23 protein-coding genes are annotated in these 19,612 nt (G+C 63.5%); 13 read left to right on the plus strand and 10 right to left on the minus strand.

Going from position 1 to position 19,612, the window contains the following annotated elements:
- Nucleotides 1-285: 285 nt before the first annotated feature.
- On the minus strand, nucleotides 286-537 hold the full coding sequence (locus tag AC1L34_RS08395; RefSeq protein ID WP_424295970.1) for a hypothetical protein: 252 nt from the start codon (nucleotides 535-537) through the stop codon (nucleotides 286-288).
- Nucleotides 538-556: 19 nt separating this feature from the next.
- Here AC1L34_RS08395 and AC1L34_RS08400 point away from each other — a divergent pair, with 19 nt between their 5' ends.
- Together AC1L34_RS08400 and AC1L34_RS08405 are read left to right on the plus strand one after the other, a co-directional pair.
- Nucleotides 557-1,972 carry an LCP family protein gene (locus AC1L34_RS08400; protein ID WP_424323061.1) on the plus strand — a complete coding sequence of 472 codons (1,416 nt, stop codon included), beginning with the start codon at nucleotides 557-559 and terminating at the stop codon, nucleotides 1,970-1,972.
- A gap of 30 nt (nucleotides 1,973-2,002) precedes the next feature.
- Nucleotides 2,003-2,698: a TIGR03089 family protein gene (locus tag AC1L34_RS08405; RefSeq protein WP_424295967.1), complete on the plus strand. Its 696-nt coding sequence runs from the start codon at nucleotides 2,003-2,005 to the stop codon at nucleotides 2,696-2,698.
- A gap of 90 nt (nucleotides 2,699-2,788) precedes the next feature.
- Here the strand turns inward: AC1L34_RS08405 and AC1L34_RS08410 are convergent, their stop codons facing one another.
- Both AC1L34_RS08410 and AC1L34_RS08415 read right to left on the minus strand, forming a co-directional pair.
- On the minus strand, nucleotides 2,789-3,955 hold the full coding sequence (locus AC1L34_RS08410) for an acyl-CoA dehydrogenase (RefSeq protein WP_424296008.1): 1,167 nt from the start codon (nucleotides 3,953-3,955) through the stop codon (nucleotides 2,789-2,791).
- 60 nt (nucleotides 3,956-4,015) lie between these two features.
- Entirely contained in the window at nucleotides 4,016-4,750 is a 735-nt protein-coding gene (locus AC1L34_RS08415; protein ID WP_424323062.1) for a TetR/AcrR family transcriptional regulator, read from the minus strand.
- Between the two features lie 102 nt (nucleotides 4,751-4,852).
- Here AC1L34_RS08415 and AC1L34_RS08420 point away from each other — a divergent pair, with 102 nt between their 5' ends.
- From AC1L34_RS08420 to AC1L34_RS08435, 4 genes are read left to right on the plus strand one after another with little or no spacing between them, the layout of a single operon-like run.
- Nucleotides 4,853-5,227: a nitroreductase family deazaflavin-dependent oxidoreductase gene (locus AC1L34_RS08420; RefSeq protein ID WP_424296587.1), complete on the plus strand. Its 375-nt coding sequence runs from the start codon at nucleotides 4,853-4,855 to the stop codon at nucleotides 5,225-5,227.
- 15 nt (nucleotides 5,228-5,242) lie between these two features.
- Nucleotides 5,243-6,061 carry a dienelactone hydrolase family protein gene (locus tag AC1L34_RS08425; RefSeq protein ID WP_424323094.1) on the plus strand — a complete coding sequence of 273 codons (819 nt, stop codon included), beginning with the start codon at nucleotides 5,243-5,245 and terminating at the stop codon, nucleotides 6,059-6,061.
- Nucleotides 6,058-6,753, plus strand: a complete 696-nt coding sequence (locus AC1L34_RS08430; RefSeq protein WP_424296586.1) for a GNAT family N-acetyltransferase — start codon at nucleotides 6,058-6,060, stop codon at nucleotides 6,751-6,753. The genes AC1L34_RS08425 and AC1L34_RS08430 overlap by 4 nt, the downstream gene beginning before the upstream one ends.
- A gap of 1 nt (nucleotide 6,754) precedes the next feature.
- Nucleotides 6,755-7,765 (plus strand): NAD(P)H-dependent flavin oxidoreductase, encoded by a 1,011-nt coding sequence (locus AC1L34_RS08435; protein WP_424323063.1) that lies wholly within the window; start codon nucleotides 6,755-6,757, stop codon nucleotides 7,763-7,765.
- A gap of 19 nt (nucleotides 7,766-7,784) precedes the next feature.
- On the opposite strand, the gene purE is transcribed toward AC1L34_RS08435, so the two are convergent.
- Both purE and AC1L34_RS08445 read right to left on the minus strand, forming a co-directional pair.
- The gene (gene purE, locus AC1L34_RS08440; RefSeq protein WP_424293726.1) at nucleotides 7,785-8,303 is read right to left on the minus strand and encodes a 5-(carboxyamino)imidazole ribonucleotide mutase; all 519 of its coding nucleotides are present in this window, start codon (nucleotides 8,301-8,303) and stop codon (nucleotides 7,785-7,787) included.
- A 45-nt stretch (nucleotides 8,304-8,348) separates the two neighbouring features.
- Nucleotides 8,349-9,548 carry a 5-(carboxyamino)imidazole ribonucleotide synthase gene (locus tag AC1L34_RS08445; RefSeq protein ID WP_480035326.1) on the minus strand — a complete coding sequence of 400 codons (1,200 nt, stop codon included), beginning with the start codon at nucleotides 9,546-9,548 and terminating at the stop codon, nucleotides 8,349-8,351.
- Between the two features lie 123 nt (nucleotides 9,549-9,671).
- Here AC1L34_RS08445 and AC1L34_RS08450 point away from each other — a divergent pair, with 123 nt between their 5' ends.
- Nucleotides 9,672-10,232 (plus strand): GtrA family protein, encoded by a 561-nt coding sequence (locus tag AC1L34_RS08450; protein ID WP_424293728.1) that lies wholly within the window; start codon nucleotides 9,672-9,674, stop codon nucleotides 10,230-10,232.
- Here AC1L34_RS08450 and AC1L34_RS08455 read toward each other — a convergent pair.
- The 3 genes from AC1L34_RS08455 to AC1L34_RS08465 are packed head-to-tail and all read right to left on the minus strand — an operon-like array spanning nucleotide 10,204 to nucleotide 12,848.
- Nucleotides 10,204-11,553, minus strand: coding sequence for a sensor histidine kinase (locus AC1L34_RS08455; protein WP_424293729.1), 1,350 nt, complete (start codon nucleotides 11,551-11,553; stop codon nucleotides 10,204-10,206). The two genes, AC1L34_RS08450 and AC1L34_RS08455, sit on opposite strands and share 29 nt — an antisense overlap.
- Nucleotides 11,554-11,562: 9 nt before the next feature.
- On the minus strand, nucleotides 11,563-12,255 hold the full coding sequence (locus AC1L34_RS08460) for a response regulator transcription factor (RefSeq protein WP_424293730.1): 693 nt from the start codon (nucleotides 12,253-12,255) through the stop codon (nucleotides 11,563-11,565).
- A complete protein-coding gene (locus AC1L34_RS08465) occupies nucleotides 12,252-12,848 on the minus strand; it encodes a PH domain-containing protein (RefSeq protein WP_424293731.1) in 597 nt (198 codons plus the stop codon). The genes AC1L34_RS08460 and AC1L34_RS08465 overlap by 4 nt, the downstream gene beginning before the upstream one ends.
- A 111-nt stretch (nucleotides 12,849-12,959) precedes the next feature.
- Between AC1L34_RS08465 and AC1L34_RS08470 the strand changes: the two genes are divergently transcribed.
- The gene (locus AC1L34_RS08470) at nucleotides 12,960-13,532 is read left to right on the plus strand and encodes a hypothetical protein (protein ID WP_424293732.1); all 573 of its coding nucleotides are present in this window, start codon (nucleotides 12,960-12,962) and stop codon (nucleotides 13,530-13,532) included.
- Between the two features lie 9 nt (nucleotides 13,533-13,541).
- On the opposite strand, the gene AC1L34_RS08475 is transcribed toward AC1L34_RS08470, so the two are convergent.
- Nucleotides 13,542-14,375, minus strand: a complete 834-nt coding sequence (locus AC1L34_RS08475) for a biotin--[acetyl-CoA-carboxylase] ligase (protein WP_424293733.1) — start codon at nucleotides 14,373-14,375, stop codon at nucleotides 13,542-13,544.
- 132 nt (nucleotides 14,376-14,507) lie between these two features.
- Here AC1L34_RS08475 and AC1L34_RS08480 point away from each other — a divergent pair, with 132 nt between their 5' ends.
- The 3 genes from AC1L34_RS08480 to AC1L34_RS08490 all read left to right on the plus strand — a co-directional run bounded on the left by AC1L34_RS08480 (nucleotide 14,508) and on the right by AC1L34_RS08490 (nucleotide 17,086).
- The gene (locus AC1L34_RS08480; protein WP_424293734.1) at nucleotides 14,508-16,133 is read left to right on the plus strand and encodes an acyl-CoA carboxylase subunit beta; all 1,626 of its coding nucleotides are present in this window, start codon (nucleotides 14,508-14,510) and stop codon (nucleotides 16,131-16,133) included.
- A gap of 51 nt (nucleotides 16,134-16,184) precedes the next feature.
- Complete coding sequence (locus AC1L34_RS08485; RefSeq protein ID WP_424293735.1) at nucleotides 16,185-16,421, plus strand: acyl-CoA carboxylase subunit epsilon; 237 nt, start codon at nucleotides 16,185-16,187, stop codon at nucleotides 16,419-16,421.
- 74 nt (nucleotides 16,422-16,495) lie between these two features.
- A complete protein-coding gene (locus tag AC1L34_RS08490; protein WP_480035275.1) occupies nucleotides 16,496-17,086 on the plus strand; it encodes a Maf family protein in 591 nt (196 codons plus the stop codon).
- 44 nt (nucleotides 17,087-17,130) lie between these two features.
- Here AC1L34_RS08490 and AC1L34_RS08495 read toward each other — a convergent pair whose 3' ends face one another.
- A complete protein-coding gene (locus tag AC1L34_RS08495; protein ID WP_480035276.1) occupies nucleotides 17,131-18,030 on the minus strand; it encodes a neutral zinc metallopeptidase in 900 nt (299 codons plus the stop codon).
- Between the two features lie 244 nt (nucleotides 18,031-18,274).
- Here AC1L34_RS08495 and AC1L34_RS08500 point away from each other — a divergent pair, with 244 nt between their 5' ends.
- Together AC1L34_RS08500 and AC1L34_RS08505 are read left to right on the plus strand one after the other, a co-directional pair.
- On the plus strand, nucleotides 18,275-19,168 hold the full coding sequence (locus AC1L34_RS08500) for a sulfurtransferase (RefSeq protein WP_424295602.1): 894 nt from the start codon (nucleotides 18,275-18,277) through the stop codon (nucleotides 19,166-19,168).
- A gap of 16 nt (nucleotides 19,169-19,184) precedes the next feature.
- Nucleotides 19,185-19,610: a SufE family protein gene (locus AC1L34_RS08505; RefSeq protein WP_424295604.1), complete on the plus strand. Its 426-nt coding sequence runs from the start codon at nucleotides 19,185-19,187 to the stop codon at nucleotides 19,608-19,610.
- Nucleotides 19,611-19,612 lie beyond the last annotated feature (2 nt).

Below are 19,612 nucleotides of genomic sequence, written 5' to 3' on the forward strand. Positions count from 1 at the left end.
TGACCGGCACCCGGTGGGCGATATCACCGCACCCCACACCGGTAGCGCCTCCCTCATTCGAGTGCCTTCCATCAGTATTCTTGCCGAAAGAGGCAGTGGTGGTACGACAGATCGGATAGCACGACAGGTGGATTCACGACGCGAAGGCCCTCGGGACCCCGAGGACGCGAATGACGGCACGACCTCCGGTGAGGCGACGAATGATCGCCCGCGGAAGGCACGGCCATCTCGTCCGGCGCCCGCCCACACGGGTTCCGACGCCCACCGTCGCAATTCAGAAGAGATTCACACCCCTGTGCGCCGCCAGAGGCCCGACGGACCGGACTCGAAAGCGAAGGGTTCCCGACCCCAACCGGCCGCAAACAACCGCAGTTCGACGGGCAACCGCAAGTCGACGGGCAACCGCAAGTCCGCAGGCAGCCGCAAGCCAGCCGCCGCAAGATCCGCCCCGCGGAAGGCGACTCCGCCCGGTAGCTTCCGAGACACCGTCAAAACGTGGACTACCCGCCCTATCGCCGGGGTCGCTCCGAAAAACATCGGTCGCAGTCTCGTTGCCGTGTTGACTGTCCTGACGCTGGCAGTCACCGGAATTGGCTGGTCCAAAGTCCGTGACCTCAACAGTGCAGTGACACTGCTCAGCGATTTGGGTCTCGGCGGCGGCGACGACGGAGCCATCGACATTCTGCTCGTCGGTACCGACTCCCGCGTCGACGCCAAGGGAGATCCGCTGTCGGAGGAAGAACTGAAATGGCTGCGCGTTGGCGGCGACGTCACCACCAGCACCGACACGATCGTCCTGATCCGCGTCCCCACCGATGGCTCACGGGCAACGGCCATCTCGATCCCCCGCGACGCGTACGTCAACGTGCCCGGTATCGGGATGAGCAAGATCAACGCCGCCTACGGCGCCACGAAGGAAGGCGTCCGCCTCAAGGAAGTCGAGGCTGGCGGCGGCGAGGCACAGGCCGAGAAAGACGGCACCAAAGCTGGCCGCAAGGCGCTGATTGATAGCGTCGCCGAGCTGACCGGGATAACCGTCGACCACTATGCCGAGGTGGGACTGCTCGGCTTTGCCCTGCTCACCGATGCTGTCGGTGGCGTCGACGTTTGCCTCAAGCAAAAGGTCAACGAGCCGCTGTCCGGTGCCCGGTTCCGTGCGGGCCGCCAGACGCTGACTGGCCCCAAGGCACTGAGTTTTGTGCGGCAGCGACACGATCTGCCGCGCGGTGACCTCGACCGCATCACTCGCCAGCAGGTGTACATGGCTTCGCTCGCACAGAAGATCCTCTCGACCCAAACGTTGACGAACCCCGGCAAGTTGCAGGAATTGCAGGACGCGGTGTCGAGGTCGGTGGTGATCGACGACGGTTGGAACATCGTCACGTTCGCGGAGAATCTCAAGGATCTGACCGGCGGCAACGTCAAGTTCACGACCATCCCGATCGCTGACGATCAAGCGTGGAGCGACGACGGCACCCAGAGTGTGCTCGGCGTGGATCCGTCGACCGTGCAGGCATTCGTCAACAAACAGCTCGGTAACGACGCGCCAGCCAAGTCCACCAATCCCCGCACCGGATACACCGTCGATGTCGTCAACGCGGGAACCGTCGATGGTCTCGCATCCAACGTCCTACGCTTGCTCGGCAACCTCGGTTATCAGGAAGGCAAAACGTCAAATAAGCCGATGGACGAGTTCGATTCGCTGGTCTTTGCCAAGTCCGCCGACAGTGACGCCGCGAAGAAACTCGTCAGCGACTTGAAAGCCGGGCCGATCGAAATCCGCGAAGACTCATCCCTTCCGGACAACAAACTGCGTCTGGTCCTGACGAACACCTACAACTTCGGCCTGGGTGCCATCTCCAATACCGGAAGCGACGACGACCCGGCGTCGCAGACCGCATCGACTCCGGCACCGAAGCCCAGCACATCGGTCATCAAGGCCAATTCCAACGGTCCAGTTTGCGTCAACTAGCTAGCGCAAACTGGTGAAAGGCACTCCTCGATGAGCCAAAGCACCATCACCGGCGCAATTCTTGCCGCCACCCCCGACTCTGCACGCCCCATGCTGACCTATTACAACGAGTCAACCGGCGAGCGGACCGAACTGTCGGCGGCGACCCTCGGTAACTGGGCGGCCAAGATCGGCAACTACCTGCGCAACGACCTCATGCTGGCACCGGGCGACCGGGTACGCGTGGACCTTCCCGAGCATTGGCAGACCGCGGCCATCCTGCTGGGTGCATGGTGGGCCGGCGTGGCCGTGGACCTGAACGACGACGGCGACGACGGTCGTGCCGCGTTTACCTCCAAGGATGAACTCAACAATCATCACGCCGACGAGGTCATCGTGGTGCCGCTCGACCCCTTCGCCATGGGCGTGCGGGACTTGCCGATCGGCGTCAACGATTTCGGTGAAACTATCCGCGCCCACGGCGATCAGTTCATCCCCGGCGGTGCCGGAGTCGACGCCGTCGGCCAACTGAGCGTCGCCGACGTGCTAGCTGCCGCCGATCCGCAATTGACCGCCCACGACCGACTCCTATCGACCCGGCCGTGGCGAACGGCCGCCGATGTCGTCGAGAACTTTGCCGCGCCCCTACTGTCGGGTGCCTCGCTGGTGTTTGTCGCTGGCGATGCCGACGATGTTCGCCTGGCGAAGATCGCCGAAACCGAGAGGGTCACCGTTCAGCGCGGCTAACGGCCCCGCTTCCAGTCTGGCGGCTTAAGCAGCAAAGATCCGCGCGACCTCGGAGGCCGCGCGGATCTTTGCTGTCTAACGCTTACGGGATCAGCGCAGGAGCGCGCGGCTCATCACGACACGCTGAATCTGGTTGGTGCCTTCGTAGATCTGGGTGATCTTGGCATCGCGCATCATGCGCTCGACCGGGAAGTCAGTGGTGTATCCGGCGCCACCGAACAACTGCACGGCGTCGGTGGTGACCTCCATGGCGACGTCGGACGCCATGCACTTGGATGCCGAGCTAATGAATCCCAAGTTCGATTCGCCACGCTCGGCGCGAGCCGCAGCGGTGTACACCATGAGGCGTGCCGCTTCGACCTTCATCGCCATGTCGGCGATCATGAACTCGACGCCCTGGAACTGGCTGATCGTCTTACCGAACTGCTTGCGGTCCTTGACGTATTCGATCGCTGCGTCAAGGGCACCCTGGGCCACACCGACGGCCTGTGCACCGATGGTGGGACGCGTGTGGTCGAGCGTCGCGAGCGCCGTCTTGAAGCCGGTGCCCTCGTCGCCGATGATCCGATCGTCGGGGATGGTGCAGTTCTCGAAGTACAACTCAGCGGTGGGGCTGCCCTTAATGCCGAGCTTGTGCTCGAGCGGTCCCACGGTGAAGCCCGGGTCGTCCTTGTGGACCATGAATGCCGAGATGCCGTTGGCGCCCTTTTCTGGGTCGGTGACGGCCATGACGGTGTACCAAGAGGACTTGCCGCCGTTGGTGATCCAGCACTTGGAGCCATTGAGAACCCAGGTGTTGCCGTCTTTGCGGGCGCGGGTCTTCATCGATGCGGCATCGGAGCCCGCTTCGCGCTCGGACAGGGCGTACGACGCCATGGCCTCGCCCGACGCGATCGACGGCAGCACCTTGCCCTTGAGTTCGTCGCTTCCGGACAAGATCAAGCCCATCGTGCCGAGCTTGTTCACGGCGGGAATCAACGATGCCGAGACGTCGACGCGTGAGACTTCCTCGATGACGATGCAGGCCGCGACCGAGTCTGCGCCCTGACCGTCGAATTGCTCGGGGACGTGCACGGCATTGAAACCGTTGGCGACGAGAGCGGCGCGCGCTTCCTCCGGGAAGCGGGCATTCTCGTCGACGTCCTTGGCGTGCGGCGCAATCTCCTTCTCAGCGAGGGCACGGATGGCCTCGCGCAGCGCCTGATGCTCTTCCGGGAGCTGGAAGAGGTCGAAACCGGGGTTTCCGAACTTGCCCATCATTTCTCCTTCGCTGCCGCGCAGCTTCAAGACACCCGCTTGTCACTGAGTGCCGCATTTTTATTCTAATTCAGTTGACCACGGCACTGAGTGCCGCGTCAATTGGTTTCGCACCGCTTCGGCAATCTCGTCGGGTGTCGCTGCCGCCGGGAACGTCACGACGGCGACCTGCGACGACAGGTCGGGCGTCGTCGGCGGCGTCGGCCGCGGCCCGATTGCGGTGGCGTGGATCGTCAACAGCTCGCGGTGCAGGGTTTGCGCCGTCGCTTCCTTCTCGCCGCGCACCATCGACCGCAGCAGGAAGTTGTGGACACCTGTCACCGCCGAAGCAAATGCCACGATCCGCACCCGCGGCACATCGGGCAGGCAGCGCCGCAGATAGTCCTCGAACACGCGTTGGTACCGGTAGGTGGTCACGAGTTCGCGATCGCGCAGAGCCGGAACCTGGGCGACGATCCGGTACCGACGAACAGCCAACTCCCGAACCGCGGCGAAGTGGTCGAAAACCAATTCCGCCGCCGCACACACCGCCCACCACGGATCCTCGCCAGCAGCTTCCGCGAAGCTCAGGTGTTCGTCGACCTGAGTCAGGAGCGACTCATGGTCGGCAAAAATCAGGTCTTCCTTCGACCGGAACTGCCGAAACAGGGTTCGACGCGAGACGCCAGCGGCCGCCGCGATGTCATCGACCGGGGTGGCTTCGTAGCCGCGCTCGGCGAAAAGTCGAATCGATTCGGCGACGACATGCATGCGAAATTCCGCCACATCGGTGGATACCTGGTCGGTCGTAGCCATGGCGTAAGTATGGCGCAGAACAGTTCTGAATGTGCGCAACGCTGCCAGTGATTCCGCCCCGGCTACCTCGCCCCGACTGTCCCAATGGGGCAAGCTGGAACCATGAAGGTTCCGCACATGGTCGCCCGCGCCAACAAGTACGTCACCAACCCGATCCAAGGCCTGTGGGCCGGCCGGATCGCACCGTGGGCGATTGTCCATCACGTCGGGCGCCGGTCGAATCGCGCGTACACCACCCCCGTGATCGCCTTTGTTAAGGACGGCCGCCTGAGCATTGCGCTCAACTACGGCGAGAACTCTGACTGGGTCAAGAACGTGCTGGCAGCAGGTGAATTCACACTTGAACAAAGCGGCAAGAAGATTGAGATTGCCGGCGTTCGCGTGATTCCCTCCGACTCCCCCGACATCGTCAAACCCGCCCGCATCCCAGCAATGCTCGCCGACTCGGTCCTGTATGGCCGCGTCGTCGGAAACTAAGGGCGGTCTCCCGTGATCCACGGCCCGCTCGACGGGTTCGAGCGCGGCGAGTTCACTGAGAACTCCGTCAGCCATCACTACTATCGGCGCGGATCGGGCCCGGCCGTCATCGTGATTCCGGAAATCCCCGGACTGACCCCGAAGGTCGCCGACTTTGCCCGACGTGTGAGCGACGCCGGATGCACGGTCTTCGTACCGTCGCTGTTTGGGGTCGACGGCGCCGAACCGCAACCAACCGGCCTTAGCGACGCTCCTCGCACCGGAGCGCTCATGGTTCGCTCACTCGGAAAAGTTTGTGTCAGTAGAGAATTCACGATCTTTGCCACCGGGAAGACCTCCCCCGCCGTCGCCTGGCTCCGTGCCCTCGGCCGCCACGCACATGCCGAATGCGGTGGCCCGGGCATTGGCGCGATCGGAATGTGCGTCACCGGCGGCTTTGCGCTCGGGATGGCGGTCGACGACGCAATGCTGGCCCCAGTTTTGTCGCAGCCATCCCTTCCGTTGGGTATCACGCCCGCGCGGCGTCGCACCATCGATATCTCCGATGACGACCTGACCGTGGTGAAAGCCCGCTGCGCCAAGGGCCTTCAGGTGATGGGTGCGCGATTCGCGGATGATCTCTTAGTGCCAGGTAGTCGCTTCGACTTTTTGCGCGACCAACTCGGCGACGCCTTTATCGGGGTTGAACTCCCCAATTCGGCAGCCAATCCCGCTGCCCTCATCCCGCCCCACTCGGTCGTGACCGAGCACCTGATTGATCGGCCCGGCGAGCCGACCCGGGACACACTCGACGCCATCATCGACTTCTTCCGACAGAAACTGGAGGTCGCGTGAGCGACTCGCTCGACTACCGTTCGCTCGGTGACCCCTTCAACGTGGCCCTCAACGGCCTGCAGTCGGAGTTCGCCCGCAGCCGCGGTCGCATCACCAGTTTCACACCCGACGTTTCCGTCTTCTACGGGCATCCGCGCGTGATGACCGACACCGACTGGGCGGACATGGCTGCGCTCGCCGGCCCCGGCCGCACGGCGAGTGTGCGGGATTGCCAAACTCCCGTGCCTGCCCACTGGGATTCACTCGACACCATCGACCTGGTCCAATACTCGGGCGAAAACGTGGTCCCCGAAGCCAGTGACGACTTCACCGTGCTCGGTGTCGAGGATGTGCCCGAGATGACGGCGCTCGTCGAACTGACCAAACCCGGTCCGTTCCTGCCGCGCACCATCGAGATGGGCACGTACCTCGGCTACCGCGAAGGTGGTCGGCTGCTGGCCATGGCCGGGCAGCGACTCCACCTTCCCGGATGGGTCGAGATCAGCGCCGTCTGCACCCATCCCGATGCCCGCGGGCGAGGGTTGGCACGACGGTTGGTGGCTGCCGTTGCCCAGGTGATCGTTGACGGTGGCGAAACTCCCTTTCTACACACCTCCGGCGACAACCCGGCTCGGCGCCTGTACGAACGCATGGGTTTTGTGTTGCGCAGCAATGTCACCCTGGAAATAGTTCGAGTCCCACAGGAGGCCTGACGTGTTTAGCTTTGACCAATTGTCTGTCCCGATCGCTGGCGCACCCATGGCTGGCGGCGTCAGTACCGCCGAACTGACCGCAGCCGTCAGCAACGCTGGCGGTATCGGCATTCACGGCGGTGCATACCTATCGGGCGACCAACTCGGTGCCGCCATCGCCGAAATCAGGGCCCTGACCGACGCTCCTTTCGGAGTGAATTTGTTTGTGCCGGAGGAGATCGGATTCGACGCGGCGGCATTCGCCACGTTCCGCGATCACCTCCTACCGCTCGCTGCGGAGTTGGGGGTCGACCTCCCCGAGACTGTTGCTTACACCGATGATTCATTCGACGACAAGATCGAGGTGCTGATTGCCGAACAGGTGGCGGCGGTATCGTTCACCTTCGGTTGTGCCGACGCTGCCACAGTTGCTCGCTTGCACGCGGCAGGTACGGCCGTGATGGGTACCGTGACATCGGTCGAGGAGGCGCTGATCGCCCAGCGTGCGGGCGTCGACGCCCTCTGCGCCCAGGGCGTGTCGGCAGGCGGCCATCGCGCCACCTTCCACATCACCGGCGAAGACCCCGAAATCGATACGATCCCACTGGTGAAAACCGTCATCGAAGCGACCGAACTGCCAGTGGTTGGTGCCGGCGGCATCACCTCGCGCGCGGATGTACGCGCTCTGCTCGACACCGGTGCCGTCGCCGCAAGTGTGGGAACGCTGCTGCTGCGCTGCCCGGAGGCAGGCACTCGGCAGGCCCATCGGGATGCACTCGTCGACCCCCGATTCACCGAGACCGTCACCACGCGGGCCTACTCCGGCCGATTGGCCCGCGGCCTGGTCAACGCGTTCATCACTTCGTACACCGCGACAGCGCCGCCTGTGTACCCGCAGATCAACACGCTCACCGGGGCCATCCGCCGGGCGGGTTCGGACAATGCAGACGTCATCAACCTGTGGGCCGGAGCGGGCTTCCGCGCCGCCGAAGCCATTCCGGCTCGCGAGGTCATCGCGCGCCTGGCCCCGTAGCCGGTCGGTTCAGGCCCTCTCAGTCCTCGAAAAGGCTGCGGCGCAGGTTCTCGTCCTTCTCCAGGACCATTTCCTCCAGGCTCGCTTGGAACGCCGACATAGCCTCCTGCAAGCGAGGATCGGAAGCACCGAGGATGCGTGCGGCGAGGAGACCGGCGTTGCGCGCCCCACCGATCGAAACGGTCGCCACCGGTACCCCGGCCGGCATCTGCACGATCGACAGCAGCGAGTCCATTCCGTCCAGGTACTTCAGTGGCACCGGTACCCCGATCACCGGTAGCGGCGTGGCCGAGGCGACCATGCCCGGCAGGTGCGCGGCACCGCCCGCACCGGCAATGATTACCGAAATTCCGCGCCCGGCAGCGGCTTTCGCGTAGTCGAGCATTCGTTGCGGGGTGCGGTGCGCAGACACGACACCCACCTCGAACGGGATACCGAACTCGGCGAGTGCCTCGGCGGCAGCCTTCATCGTCGGCCAATCGGAGTCGCTGCCCATGATCAGGCCAACGCGCGGTGCGGGCGGGGTCGGTGCGGTCATTCTTTGCTCCAAATCTGGTGAAGGTCGGGCATTAAGTCGGTGCGGCTACGCTGCGTGCGGATCCCAGCCGTCGGTCCACTCCGCGTGGCTCATCCAGTGCGCGGCACGCTCGGCGCGCTCGCGGACGTCCGTAATCGTTTCGCCCGCCAGCCCCACAATGTTCACGTGCCCAATCTTGCGGTCGGGCCGCTCTCCCTTGCCGTACATGTGAACCTTCGCCTCCGGCATCCGGGCAAACAGGTGATGCAGGCGCTCGTCCATCGACATACTCGGAGCCTGTTCAGCGCCGAGAACATTGGCCATGACGACCACGTCCGAGCGTGCCGACGTCGCACCCAGCGGATAGTCGAGAACCGCGCGCAAGTGCTGCTCAAACTGCGAAGTCACCGCACCATCCATGGTCCAGTGGCCGCTGTTGTGCGGGCGCATCGCAAGTTCGTTGATGATGAGCGTGCCGTCAACGGTTTCAAACAATTCCATGGCCATCGCGCCGACAACGCCGAGTTCGTCCGCCAATCGCAACGCCATCTGTTGCGCTTCCTCGGCCCGTTCGGCGCTCAATCCGGGAGCCGGGGCCACGACGACGGCGCACTGGCCTTTTCGCTGAACAGTTTCGACGACGGGCCACGCCGCACCCTGCCCATAGGGCGACCGCGCGATCATGGCAGACAGCTCGCGCACCATCGCCACTTTTTGCTCCACCATCAACACGGCGTCGCCGCCAACCTGCGCGTCGAAAACCTCAAGGGCTTCCGCGCGCGAATCCGTCAGCCACACCCCACGACCGTCGTAGCCGCCGCGAACCGCTTTGAGGACGATCTGCCAGTCGTGGGCGTCGCCAAAGGCGATTAGCGTCGCGCGAGCCTCCGACGAATCGCCAGAAAGGTCAGCAAAGTCGGGAATCGGCAGACCCAGTTCCGATAGGCGCAACCGCATCGCAAGCTTGTCTTGCGCAAAGTGAAGCGCTGTCGACGGCGGTCGGACGTTAACTCCCTCGGCTTCCAGAGCCTGCAGCAGATGCAACGGGACGCCCTCGTGGTCGAAGGTCAACGCCACCGCCCCCTCCGCTGCCGCACGGAGCGCGTCCAGATCATTGTGCGAACCCAAAACCACATTCGCACTCACTTGCGCGGCTGGTTCATCGGCACTGCCAGCCAAAACCCGCAGGCACTGACCGAGAGCGATCGCTGACTGGTGCGTCATGCGAGCCAGCTGTCCACCACCGATCATGGTGACGGTAGGCATGGCGGGAGAACGACGATCTGGGCGAGAAGTCACCCGTCAATGGTGTCATGCCGGGCAGGTCTCGCGCTCACTGCCACCTGCCGGTGCTTACCATTCGGACCGGATTAAGTAGACTCGGCGCTTGTGCCAACCATTGACGGGGTAGTGAAGAGCTTGCCTGAACCCGTGCGACGTCTGGTGTTGAAGCACAGCGAACTCATCAAGTTTGCGATCGTCGGCGGTACCACGTTCGTGGTCGACACCGTCATCTACTTCATCCTTGCGTTCACTGTGCTGGAGACCAAGCCTGTGTTCGCGAGGATCATTTCCGGTGTCATCGCCGTCATCTTGAGTTACGTTCTGAACCGCGAGTGGGCGTTCAAGAACCGCGGTGGTCGCGAACCCACCCACGAAGCAACATTGTTCTTCATGATCAGCGGCATCGGCGTTTTGTTAGCCGCCGCACCGATCTTCGTCGCCAACAATATTTTCGACTTGCGCACCAATATTTCCGGTTTGGAGTTGGCAGTCGTCGACTTCCTTCTCGGTTTTATTCTCGGCAACATTCTCGGCATGGGCTTCCGATTCTGGGCACTGCGCCGATTCGCGTTTCCCGAGGAGCAACCCCGCGGCGGCGAGGGCGGCTCCACCGATATCAATCCGACGGCCGGCGAACTCAACGATGAGGAACTCGGACACGCATAAGTCCGTCGTCGGATCCGTCGTCGGCTGAACTCTCCGAAACGACCGGATGCATCGGCGAGACCAGCGAAAATACAGCTGGCCGTCGCGAGACCAGTTCCAATCGCCCACCGTCCGCTTCGACGAGTGCCCGCGCCAGCGACAATCCGTACCCGCTGCGACTACTTCCGGACACTCCGCGGCGGAAAATGTCGGCTGCCAATTCGTCGGAGACACCGGGACCGTCATCGGAGACAGTAATCCGCACCATTTCGGTGCGAGGCAACATGCCGATGCGCACCACACAGGTACCGGCACCATGGATGAGCGAGTTGTCGACGAGGACGCTCAGAGCTTCACGCAACCGTCCGGGCCTCCCGTAAGTGCGCTCCACCGAGTCGGCGACCTCCATGCGGAGTTCCCGGTCTTGCGCCGCGAACGCCGGTTCCATGTCCTGGATCAGGGTGCCGATCACGTCGGCGACATCGATCGCTACGCGCGCTTTGGAGTCCGCCCGCGATGCGGTCACCATTTCGTCGAGCTCATTCGCCAGCCGTTCAACCTGCTCCATACCCGCTTCAGCTTCGGAAACCACAGCGGGATCGGCATGCAGGGTGAGTTCGTCGAGACGCAGATGAATGGCCGTCAGGCGACTCCGCAACTGATGCGATACGTCCCCAACGATGGCGCCTTCGCGTTCAAGTCGCTGCAGGATTTCCTGGTTCGCGTCGGCGAGCGCCGAGGACACCCGGTCAAGTTCGTCAATCCCGTAGGTCGGCCAGTCCGAGGAAAAATCGCCACGCGCCATCGCCCCGGCACGCTCGGCAACGTCGGTCAGCGGTTCTGACAGCCTCCTGGCAGTAATCACCGCGACGAGCGCTCCGCCAATGACGGCGATCAACACCGCGGCCAGCAGGGTCAACACGGCCAAGAGTTGGGTTGGTCGAATGTCTGATTGAGGGACAGCCAAGGTGAGGTCGGCGTTCGGCCCAAGGTTGACCGATTCGGAGGTCGACGCACCGTCGAACGTCGAACCGATCTGGTTTGTCCCGCGCAGGTATGTCCCGGGATGCTCAGGATCGGGAATCCGGTACGACAGCGTGAGCCGACCGTTCCTCGGCACCAACAGTCGAAACTGCTCCAGATTCAGCTCTTGAGCGGGCACGGCACGGCCAGCCGCTTCCTCGGCGAGGACGTGCTCGCTCATGCGTTTAAGTCGCCGAGACAAATCCTGGTGCGACGTGGTGGCGAACCAATCCCAGGTAATGATCGTCATCGGGACGCCAAACATGACGCCCATGGCGACGAGCGAAGCGATCATCATCTTCAATATTCGGCGGCGCACGGGGAAAGCCTACGGATCGAAGCGAAAGCCAACGCCCCGGACGGTGACGATGTGCTTGCGCTTCTTCGGGTGGTCGTCGCCGATCTTTCTGCGGATCCAGGAAATATGCATGTCGAGGGTCTTTGACGATCGCAGGTCTTCCGAGCCCCAGACCGCGGTCATGATGTCGTCGCGCGAGACGAGCTCGCCGGGCCGCTCCATGAGGAATTGCAAAAGGTCGAATTCGCGATTGGCGAGCGTCAGGTCTTCCCCGTCGACCACGACACGCCTGGCACGCGGGTCGAGTTGGATGTCGCCGGAGTCGAGGATTTCGGCTTCCTCTGCGGTGGCTACGCTGCGTCGCATCAGGGCGCGGACACGCGCCAACAGTTCCGCGAGGCGGAACGGCTTCCCGACGTAATCGTCGGCACCGGCGTCGAGTCCGACAACGAAATCCACTTCGTCGGTCCGTGCGGTCAGCATCAGAACGGGGAGCTGCGGGCGTTCGGCACGAACCCGCCGGCACACCTCGAGGCCATCCATGCCGGGTAAGCCGAGATCCAAGATCAACAGCCCGTAATCGCCCGATAGAGCCTGCTCCAGCGCATCGGGGCCGGTCGCGGCGATGTCGCAGTCATTGCCCTCCCGCGTTAGCGCCCGGGCGAGCGGTTCGGCAATGGCCGCATCGTCTTCGGCGAGCAGCACTTGACGGCTTCCAGTCATCGCTGGCCTTCCCCTCGTAGGTCGGACCGATGCGGGTCGTTCCGATTCCGATCACCCCGGAACTGGTCGCCTCGCGAGTCGAAGAGGCTGTCATCGTCGCGCTCGTCGAGCAGTTCCTGATACAGCTGAGCGTGCACGCTCTCGACGTTCGGAATGTCGTGGAACTGCAGCGGTTCGTCGGATGCCGACTCGATCATGAGGGTGCCGGTGCGCAGGATCCGGTCGACGAGGCCGTGCCGGAATTCCACGGTGTTGATTCGCCGGATCGGGATGTCGATGCCCGACCGAGTCAGGATCCCATTGCGGTAGATGACGCGTCGGTCGGTCACCACGAAGTGCGTCGTCTTCCACGACAGCAGCGGTCGTACCAGGAACCAGCCGACCAGCACTACCCACAGGACCGCAATCACGATCGTGACCCAGAACTTCACCGCATCCGAGGCGCCCGACGACCGCAGGTAGCCGACCGCAGCACCTGCGACCGCAGTGCCCAGCCAGAATGCCAAAATCGGCACAACCAGGCTCTTCCAGTGTGGGTGCCGATGGATGACAACGACCTCGCCGGGTGCCAGATTCTCGCGGGGGTAGCCCATGCTGACTTACCTTAGTGCCGGAACCTTAAAGGGAGCCGATAACAGCGCTACACTGGCCCGATCGGGGGCCATCGGCATCTAGACGGCACCCACCGAGCGAGCATAGGGACCATGACCTACAACGATCCGCGCGACCCGAACTACCGCCAACCGCCTCGTACGCAGGCCTACAGTCAGCCGGTCGACTATGGCCAAGGCTACGATCAGCAGGCACAGTACGACGACCAGTACTCTCCCGCCCCGGCTAAAGCACCCCGCCGCGGCCCGGACATTGATCCGTTGATGTTCTGCGGCGGCGTCCTGATGACCGGCGTGGTGACCGGTCTGGCCGCATGGCTCGTCGCCTGGGTGATGCAGGCGATCGTCCAGAAGATCAACGATTCCGGACAGTTCGGCGTCTGGAACCCCCTAGCGCAAAGCGAGCTGTGGTTTGCGCTGGCTGGTTTCGTCACCGCGATTGTCGCGGGCGCATTTTGGTATCTGCTACAGATTTCTACGCCCGCCCCAGACAAGTTTTACGGCTGGGTGGTCGGTCTACTGATTGCCGCCGCAGTCCTCCTGCCGTTGCTGCTGTCGGCACAGATCTCGTCGGGCATCGGCACGGCCATCGTGCATCTGGTGATCGGCCTGCCGATCTTGACGCTGATCCCCACGATGGGCCGCAGCAGCCATCGCAAGGCCTAGGGTCAACGCTTAAACGGGTCGCAGGTGCGTCACGTCGCCCGCCGAGGCGGCGATGACGCCCGCTGGCCCGTCGACGAGGATGCGGCCTTCGTCGTCGATGTCGACAGCAGTCCCGATCACTTCCACTTCCCCGGGCAGGATCAACCGGACACGCGACCCCAGCGTCGAACTCACCGCACGGTAGCCCTCTGCGAGGCCCGCAATGTCGGCAGGCCACGAGGCCAACCGATCCGACAGCGCCCGCAGGTAGGCCACTGCCACAGCAGTTTGGTCGACGGGCCTGCCCACGACAGTGCTGATCGATGCCGCCGTGTCCGGGGCACTCCCAGCGGGCAAGTCGAGGTTGAGTCCGGTCCCGATCACCGCGACTCCCCCACCACCGGGAAGCTGCCGAAACTCCGACAGGATGCCCGACAGCTTTCCGCCCTGCTGACCGTCAACACCCGGTGCCAACACATCGTTGGGCCACTTCAATTGTGGTGCGGCACCGTCCATCGCGGTGACGGCGTCGTGCACGGCCAGCCCCGTCAACAACGACAACCAACCCAGGTGCTCCACGCCAGCCGAATCGACGGTGACGGCCACCGAGATCGCGAGCTGCCCGGGCGGGGTTTCCCACACTCGCGCATGCCTGCCTCGGCCCGACGTTTGGCGCGCCGCGATCAAAACTGTGCCGTTGATGTCGTCAGCGGATACCGGTTCTTCGGCGAGCCGGGCCATGAGGTCCGCATTCGTCGAACCGGTCTCGGCGACCACCTCAATCCGCCGCCACGCGGTGCCACTCAACTCGACAGTGAGGATGTCCTGGTCGGGGACCTCGAGACTCGGATCTGAGCTGTTCATAGGAGGGCAGTTTACGGATCCGGGTGTTGGCCCTCACACGAGGATGTTGAGAGTGATTTCAAATGTGAGGCTTTTCTCATCTTCTGGCCGCGATTGACCGGGGTGGGGTGGAGATAGTTAGCATCGATGGTCATGACCACTGCTTCACGCGATGAGGGCACCGCACCTGACATCCACACAACGGCCGGAAAGCTCGCCGACCTCCGCAACCGGCTCGCTGAAGCCGAGTTCCCCGTAGGCAAGGCTGCTGCCGATAAGGCGCACGACAAAGGCAAGCTGACCGCTCGCGAGCGCATCACGCACCTGCTCGACGAAGGTTCCTTCGTGGAACTCGACGCGCTGGCCCGTCACCGCTCCACCAACTTCGGCCTCGCCGATCGTCGCCCGATGGGCGACGGCGTGGTCACCGGCTACGGCACCGTCGATGGCCGCGAGGTCTGCGTCTTCAGCCAGGACGCTGCCGTCTTCGGTGGCAGCCTCGGCGAGGTGTACGGCGAAAAGATCGTCAAGGTCATGGACCTGGCCATCAAGACCGGCCGCCCGCTCGTCGGCATCAACGAAGGCGCTGGCGCCCGCATCCAGGAGGGCGTCGTCTCCCTGGCCCTGTACGGCGAAATCTTCGGCCGCAACGTCCGCGCCTCCGGCGTGATCCCCCAGATCTCGCTCATCATGGGCCCGAACGCTGGCGGCCACGTCTACTCCCCCGCACTGACCGACTTCGTGGTCATGGTCGACAAGACCAGCCAGATGTTCGTCACCGGCCCCGACGTCATCAAGACCGTCACCGGCGAAGACGTCACCCAGGAAGACCTCGGTGGCGCGTCGACCCACATGACCAAGTCCGGTGTCGCCCACTACGTGGCAGCTGACGAAGAAGACGCCCTCGACTACGTCAAGGAACTCCTCGGCTACCTGCCCAGCAACTGCCGCGCCGACGCCCCCCGTCTGCCCGCCCCGCAGCGTGACGGGTCCATCGAGGACAACCTCACCGAAGAAGATCTCGAGCTCGACACGATCATCCCGGACTCCCCGAACCAGCCGTACGACATGCACGAGGTCATCCGGAACATCCTGGACGACGACGAGTTCCTCGAAGTGCAGGCTGAGCGCGCCATGAACGTCATCGTCGGCTTCGGTCGCGTTGACGGTCGTAGCGTCGGCATCGTGGCGAACCAGCCGACCCAGTTCGCCGGCTGCCTCGACATCGACGCCTCGGAGAAGGCCGCCCGCTTTGTTCGCACCTGCGATGCGTTCAACGTTCCGATCGTCACCCTCGTCGACGTCCCCGGCTTCCTGCCCGGCACCGACCAGGAGTACAACGGCATCATCCGCCGCGGCGCCAAGCTGCTGTACGCCTACGGCGAAGCCACCGTCGGCAAGATCACCGTCATCACCCGCAAGGCTTACGGCGGCGCGTACGACGTCATGGGCTCCAAGCACATGGGCGCAGACGTCAACCTGGCTTGGCCCACCGCCCAGATCGCCGTCATGGGTGCCTCCGGTGCTGTCGGCTTCGTGTACCGCAGCAAGATCAAGGAAGCTCAGGCCAACGGCGACGACGTCAACGCACTGATGCTCGAACTGCAGCAGGAGTACGAAGACACCTTGGTGAACCCGTACGTTGCGGCCGAGCGCGGCTACGTGGATGCGGTGATCCCGCCGAGCCACACCCGCGGCCAGATCGCGAACGCCCTGAAACTACTCGAGCGCAAGCTGGTTCAGCTTCCGCCGAAGAAGCACGGCAACATCCCCCTGTAGTTGCCCGTGCCAGAACTGTAGTTTCGCCCGAGAACAGAAAGGCGAGTCCGCATGAGTGCAGACGTCACCTCGGCAACCGGCGACGATAAGCCGGCCGCACCGTTTTTGACCATCGTCGACGGCAACCCCACCGACGAAGAACTGGCCGTCCTGGTCGGTGTCTTCGCATCCGCCGGCGGCTCGGGCAACACTGAGCCGCCAACCCGGAACGACTGGGGTCGCCCCATCGACATGTTCCGCGTCAACTGGGGTCAGCCCGGCAGTTTCACCAACAGCGGTAGTTGGTGACGGGCGTTCCCGCTTTACCTTCGACGACCGTCGTCCTCGGATCGGCCTCGCCAACCCGCTTGCGGGTATTGCGAATGGCCGGTCTGCGGCCGACGGTCGTCGTTTCGGATGTGGATGAAGACGCCCTCCTCGACGAGTTGGCCGGTGCCCCATCCGACGAGATCGTGACACGCCTTGCCGAGGCGAAAGCCGATGCGGTGGTCGCGGCGGTCGTAGCGGATGGTCGTGCCGTCGACACCGTGGTCCTCACGTGCGATTCCATGCTCCTCATCAATGGCGAGCTGGCGGGAAAGCCGCATACCCCCGACGTCGCGGTGGAGCGGTGGAAGGCGATGCGCGGCAGTACCGGACATTTGCTAACTGGGCATTGCGTTCGGAAAATCGTCGAAGGCGAAACGGTCGCCTCAACGAGCCGCTGCGAGTCGACGGCGATCCATTTCTCTGATGCCCCCGATGAGGTCATCGAGCGCTACGCCGCCACGGGCGAGCCACTTGAAGTGGCGGGTGCCTTCACCCTCGACGGCTACGGTGGCTGGCTCATCGACGGCATCGACGGCGATCCCTCATCCGTCTTGGGCATCAGTCTGCCGCTGGTGCGCAAGCTGCTCGCTGAGATCAACATCAACGTCACCGACCTCTGGATCGCTCCGACACCGTCTTCGTAGGCCACCGTCTTCGTAGGCGGTCGTAGGTTAATTCGCTCCGCGAATTAGCCCTGCAAGACCTCTGGCCAATATTGCTTCAAGCAGTCACCGGGCTGGCCCTGCCGCTTCAAGTTTTCACTGAAGCCACGCCAGAGGGCGGTCGCGCGGGCAAAGGAAGTTCCGTGGCCCTGACCGGACTTCGCATCTCCGACGCTGATGATGAGTGCCGCGGCCTGTGCCATTTCCTTGAACGACAGGTCCTTGCGCTCAAAAACGGTGGCCGCCCAGTTCCCGGCGAAGCAGTCGGCGATGAGTTCGCGGTTGTCACCGGTCGGAACGCCGTTGTCACCCAAGCCGTACGCCTGGTTGAGGCGGAACACCACGTTGTGCCCGTACTCGTGGGCGATGATGGTTGCCGCCGTGAAATCACCGAGCATGATGCCCGACGACCCCATCAGTTTTCCATTCCAAATGTCGGTGAAAGTCTGCTCCGGCAGGATGATCGTGCCGTCGCGCTCGGTGCCACTCCCGTCCGGCTGCGTGTCGATTGGGCAGAAAAAGGCGTTCGGGAAGTCCGACGGAATCCCCTCGGGCATCTCGTCTTCCAAGCACTTGCTGACGAACGGCTGATTCGCCGGAATCAGGGCGCGGCCCGCCGAAGTCCGTTCGATGTTGAGCTGAGCGAACCAGTCCTGCCAGACGGCATCGAGGTCGTCAAGCACCTCGCTCATGTAGGCGGGAGCTGCCGTGGCTTGGTTCGACGCATCGACACCCGACGGTGCGAGCCGCTTCGACGAATACACCGGGAGCTCCGGGCAACTGGTGGTTGAGCAATGCTGCGGCGGCTTCACCGCCACCCGCTCAGGCGTGCCGTTTGTCCCGCACGCGGCCAACGTCGCCGCCGTTGCAAGGGCCACCACGGCCGCGAGCGTCGCTCGCCAAGTCTCACCAGTCCTGCGAGGCACCACTGCACTCCCCCTCCGCATCATGGGAAGAACGCTAACATCGGCAACGAATCCTCGGACAACAATGTCATTCACCCGATCTCAGCGTCATTCACCCGATCTCAGCGATCGAATTGATCGAATTGACCGAATGGAACCGGGCCCAAATCGATCCTGCGCAAGTCGCTATCGAACTCGTCAGTATGCTAGAGGGGGCGGTCAAACTTGGCCGCGTTTATGCACTTGCAGCGGCGGGAGACCTTCAGTGACTGTGGAATTCGATCCGAATCCAGCATTCGCCAACTTTGCACACCCGGAACGGCTGGTGACCACCGAGTGGTTGTCGGCGCACCTGGGGGCTCCCGGCCTCAAGATCATCGAGTCCGACGAAGACGTCCTTCTTTACGACATCGGCCACATTCCCACCGCCCAGAAGGTCGACTGGCACCTTCACCTGAACGATCCGGTGACCCGCGACTACATCAACGGTGAGCAGTTCGCCAAGCTGATGAGCGAAAAGGGCATCAACCGCGACGACACCGTCGTCATTTACGGTGACAAGAGCAACTGGTGGGCCGCATACGCACTGTGGGTATTCACCTTGTTCGGCCACGAAGACGTACGACTGCTCGACGGTGGCCGCGATGCGTGGATGGATGAGCAGCGCGAGACTTCCTTCGATGTGCCGATCTACCCGGCCACCGATTATCCCGTGGTCGAGCGCGATGACTCCAAGATTCGCGCTTACGCCGACGCGGTGATTGCCGAACTCGGCAGCACCCCGCTGATCGACGTGCGGTCGCCGCAGGAATACACCGGCGAGCGCACCCACATGCCCGACTACCCGCAGGAAGGCACGCTGCGCGGCGGACACATCCCGACGGCCGTTTCGATCCCGTGGGCGAAGGCCGCCGCACCCGACAGTCGCTTCCGCTCGCTGGAAGAGTTGAAGGAGGTCTACTCGGGCCTCGACCCGAAGACCCCGACGATCGCCTACTGCCGTATTGGCGAACGCTCGAGCCACACGTGGTTTGTGCTGACGTACCTGCTCGGCTTCGACAACGTTCGCAACTACGACGGTTCGTGGACCGAGTGGGGCAACCGCGTTCGCGTTCCGATCGCGGTCGGCGAAGAGCCCGGCACCCTCGCTGCGAACTGAGTGAGCGAAGGCCCTCATGAGCTTGCCTGCCCCGCTTGCCGAAATCGTCTCCGACTTCTCGGAGATGGTCGATTCCGACAAGGTGACCCTTCTGTTGGAGTTCGCCAGAGATCTGCCTGATCTGCCGGAGACGTTAAAGGTCGAGGCCATGGAACCGGTCCCCGAGTGCCAGTCGCCGATCTTCTTGTCGGTTGACGCCTCCGACGCGTCGGCCGTGCGCCTGTATTTCAGCGCGCCGCCGGAGGCACCGACAACGCGTGGTTTTGCGGCGATCCTGCACGAGGGGCTCGACGGTGCCAGCGCGGCGGAGATCACCGATGTCCCGAACGATTTCTTCCACGATTTGGGCTTGGCAGCGGTCGTCAGCCCGCTGCGCCTGAACGGAATGGCTGGAATGCTGGCCCGCATCAAGCGTCAGGTCAAAGAGCAAACCGCAGGCTGAAA

The organism is Gordonia sp. 34D (assembly GCF_056682775.1).

Bases quoted from the DNA above. Each gene is read 5' to 3' on its own strand.
- AC1L34_RS08395 (WP_424295970.1), bottom strand. From the start codon at position 537: ATGTTTTTCGGAGCGACCCCGGCGATAGGGCGGGTAGTCCACGTTTTG.
- AC1L34_RS08405 (WP_424295967.1), top strand. From the start codon at position 2,003: ATGAGCCAAAGCACCATCACCGGCGCAATTCTTGCCGCCACCCCCGAC.
- AC1L34_RS08410 (WP_424296008.1), bottom strand. From the start codon at position 3,955: ATGGGCAAGTTCGGAAACCCCGGTTTCGACCTCTTCCAGCTCCCGGAA.
- AC1L34_RS08415 (WP_424323062.1), bottom strand. From the start codon at position 4,750: ATGGCTACGACCGACCAGGTATCCACCGATGTGGCGGAATTTCGCATG.
- AC1L34_RS08420 (WP_424296587.1), top strand. From the start codon at position 4,853: ATGAAGGTTCCGCACATGGTCGCCCGCGCCAACAAGTACGTCACCAAC.
- purE (WP_424293726.1), bottom strand. From the start codon at position 8,303: ATGACCGCACCGACCCCGCCCGCACCGCGCGTTGGCCTGATCATGGGC.
- AC1L34_RS08445 (WP_480035326.1), bottom strand. From the start codon at position 9,548: ATGCCTACCGTCACCATGATCGGTGGTGGACAGCTGGCTCGCATGACG.
- AC1L34_RS08460 (WP_424293730.1), bottom strand. From the start codon at position 12,255: ATGACTGGAAGCCGTCAAGTGCTGCTCGCCGAAGACGATGCGGCCATT.
- AC1L34_RS08465 (WP_424293731.1), bottom strand. From the start codon at position 12,848: ATGGGCTACCCCCGCGAGAATCTGGCACCCGGCGAGGTCGTTGTCATC.
- AC1L34_RS08470 (WP_424293732.1), top strand. From the start codon at position 12,960: ATGACCTACAACGATCCGCGCGACCCGAACTACCGCCAACCGCCTCGT.
- AC1L34_RS08475 (WP_424293733.1), bottom strand. From the start codon at position 14,375: ATGAACAGCTCAGATCCGAGTCTCGAGGTCCCCGACCAGGACATCCTC.
- AC1L34_RS08480 (WP_424293734.1), top strand. From the start codon at position 14,508: ATGACCACTGCTTCACGCGATGAGGGCACCGCACCTGACATCCACACA.
- AC1L34_RS08485 (WP_424293735.1), top strand. From the start codon at position 16,185: ATGAGTGCAGACGTCACCTCGGCAACCGGCGACGATAAGCCGGCCGCA.
- AC1L34_RS08490 (WP_480035275.1), top strand. From the start codon at position 16,496: ATGGCCGGTCTGCGGCCGACGGTCGTCGTTTCGGATGTGGATGAAGAC.
- AC1L34_RS08505 (WP_424295604.1), top strand. From the start codon at position 19,185: ATGAGCTTGCCTGCCCCGCTTGCCGAAATCGTCTCCGACTTCTCGGAG.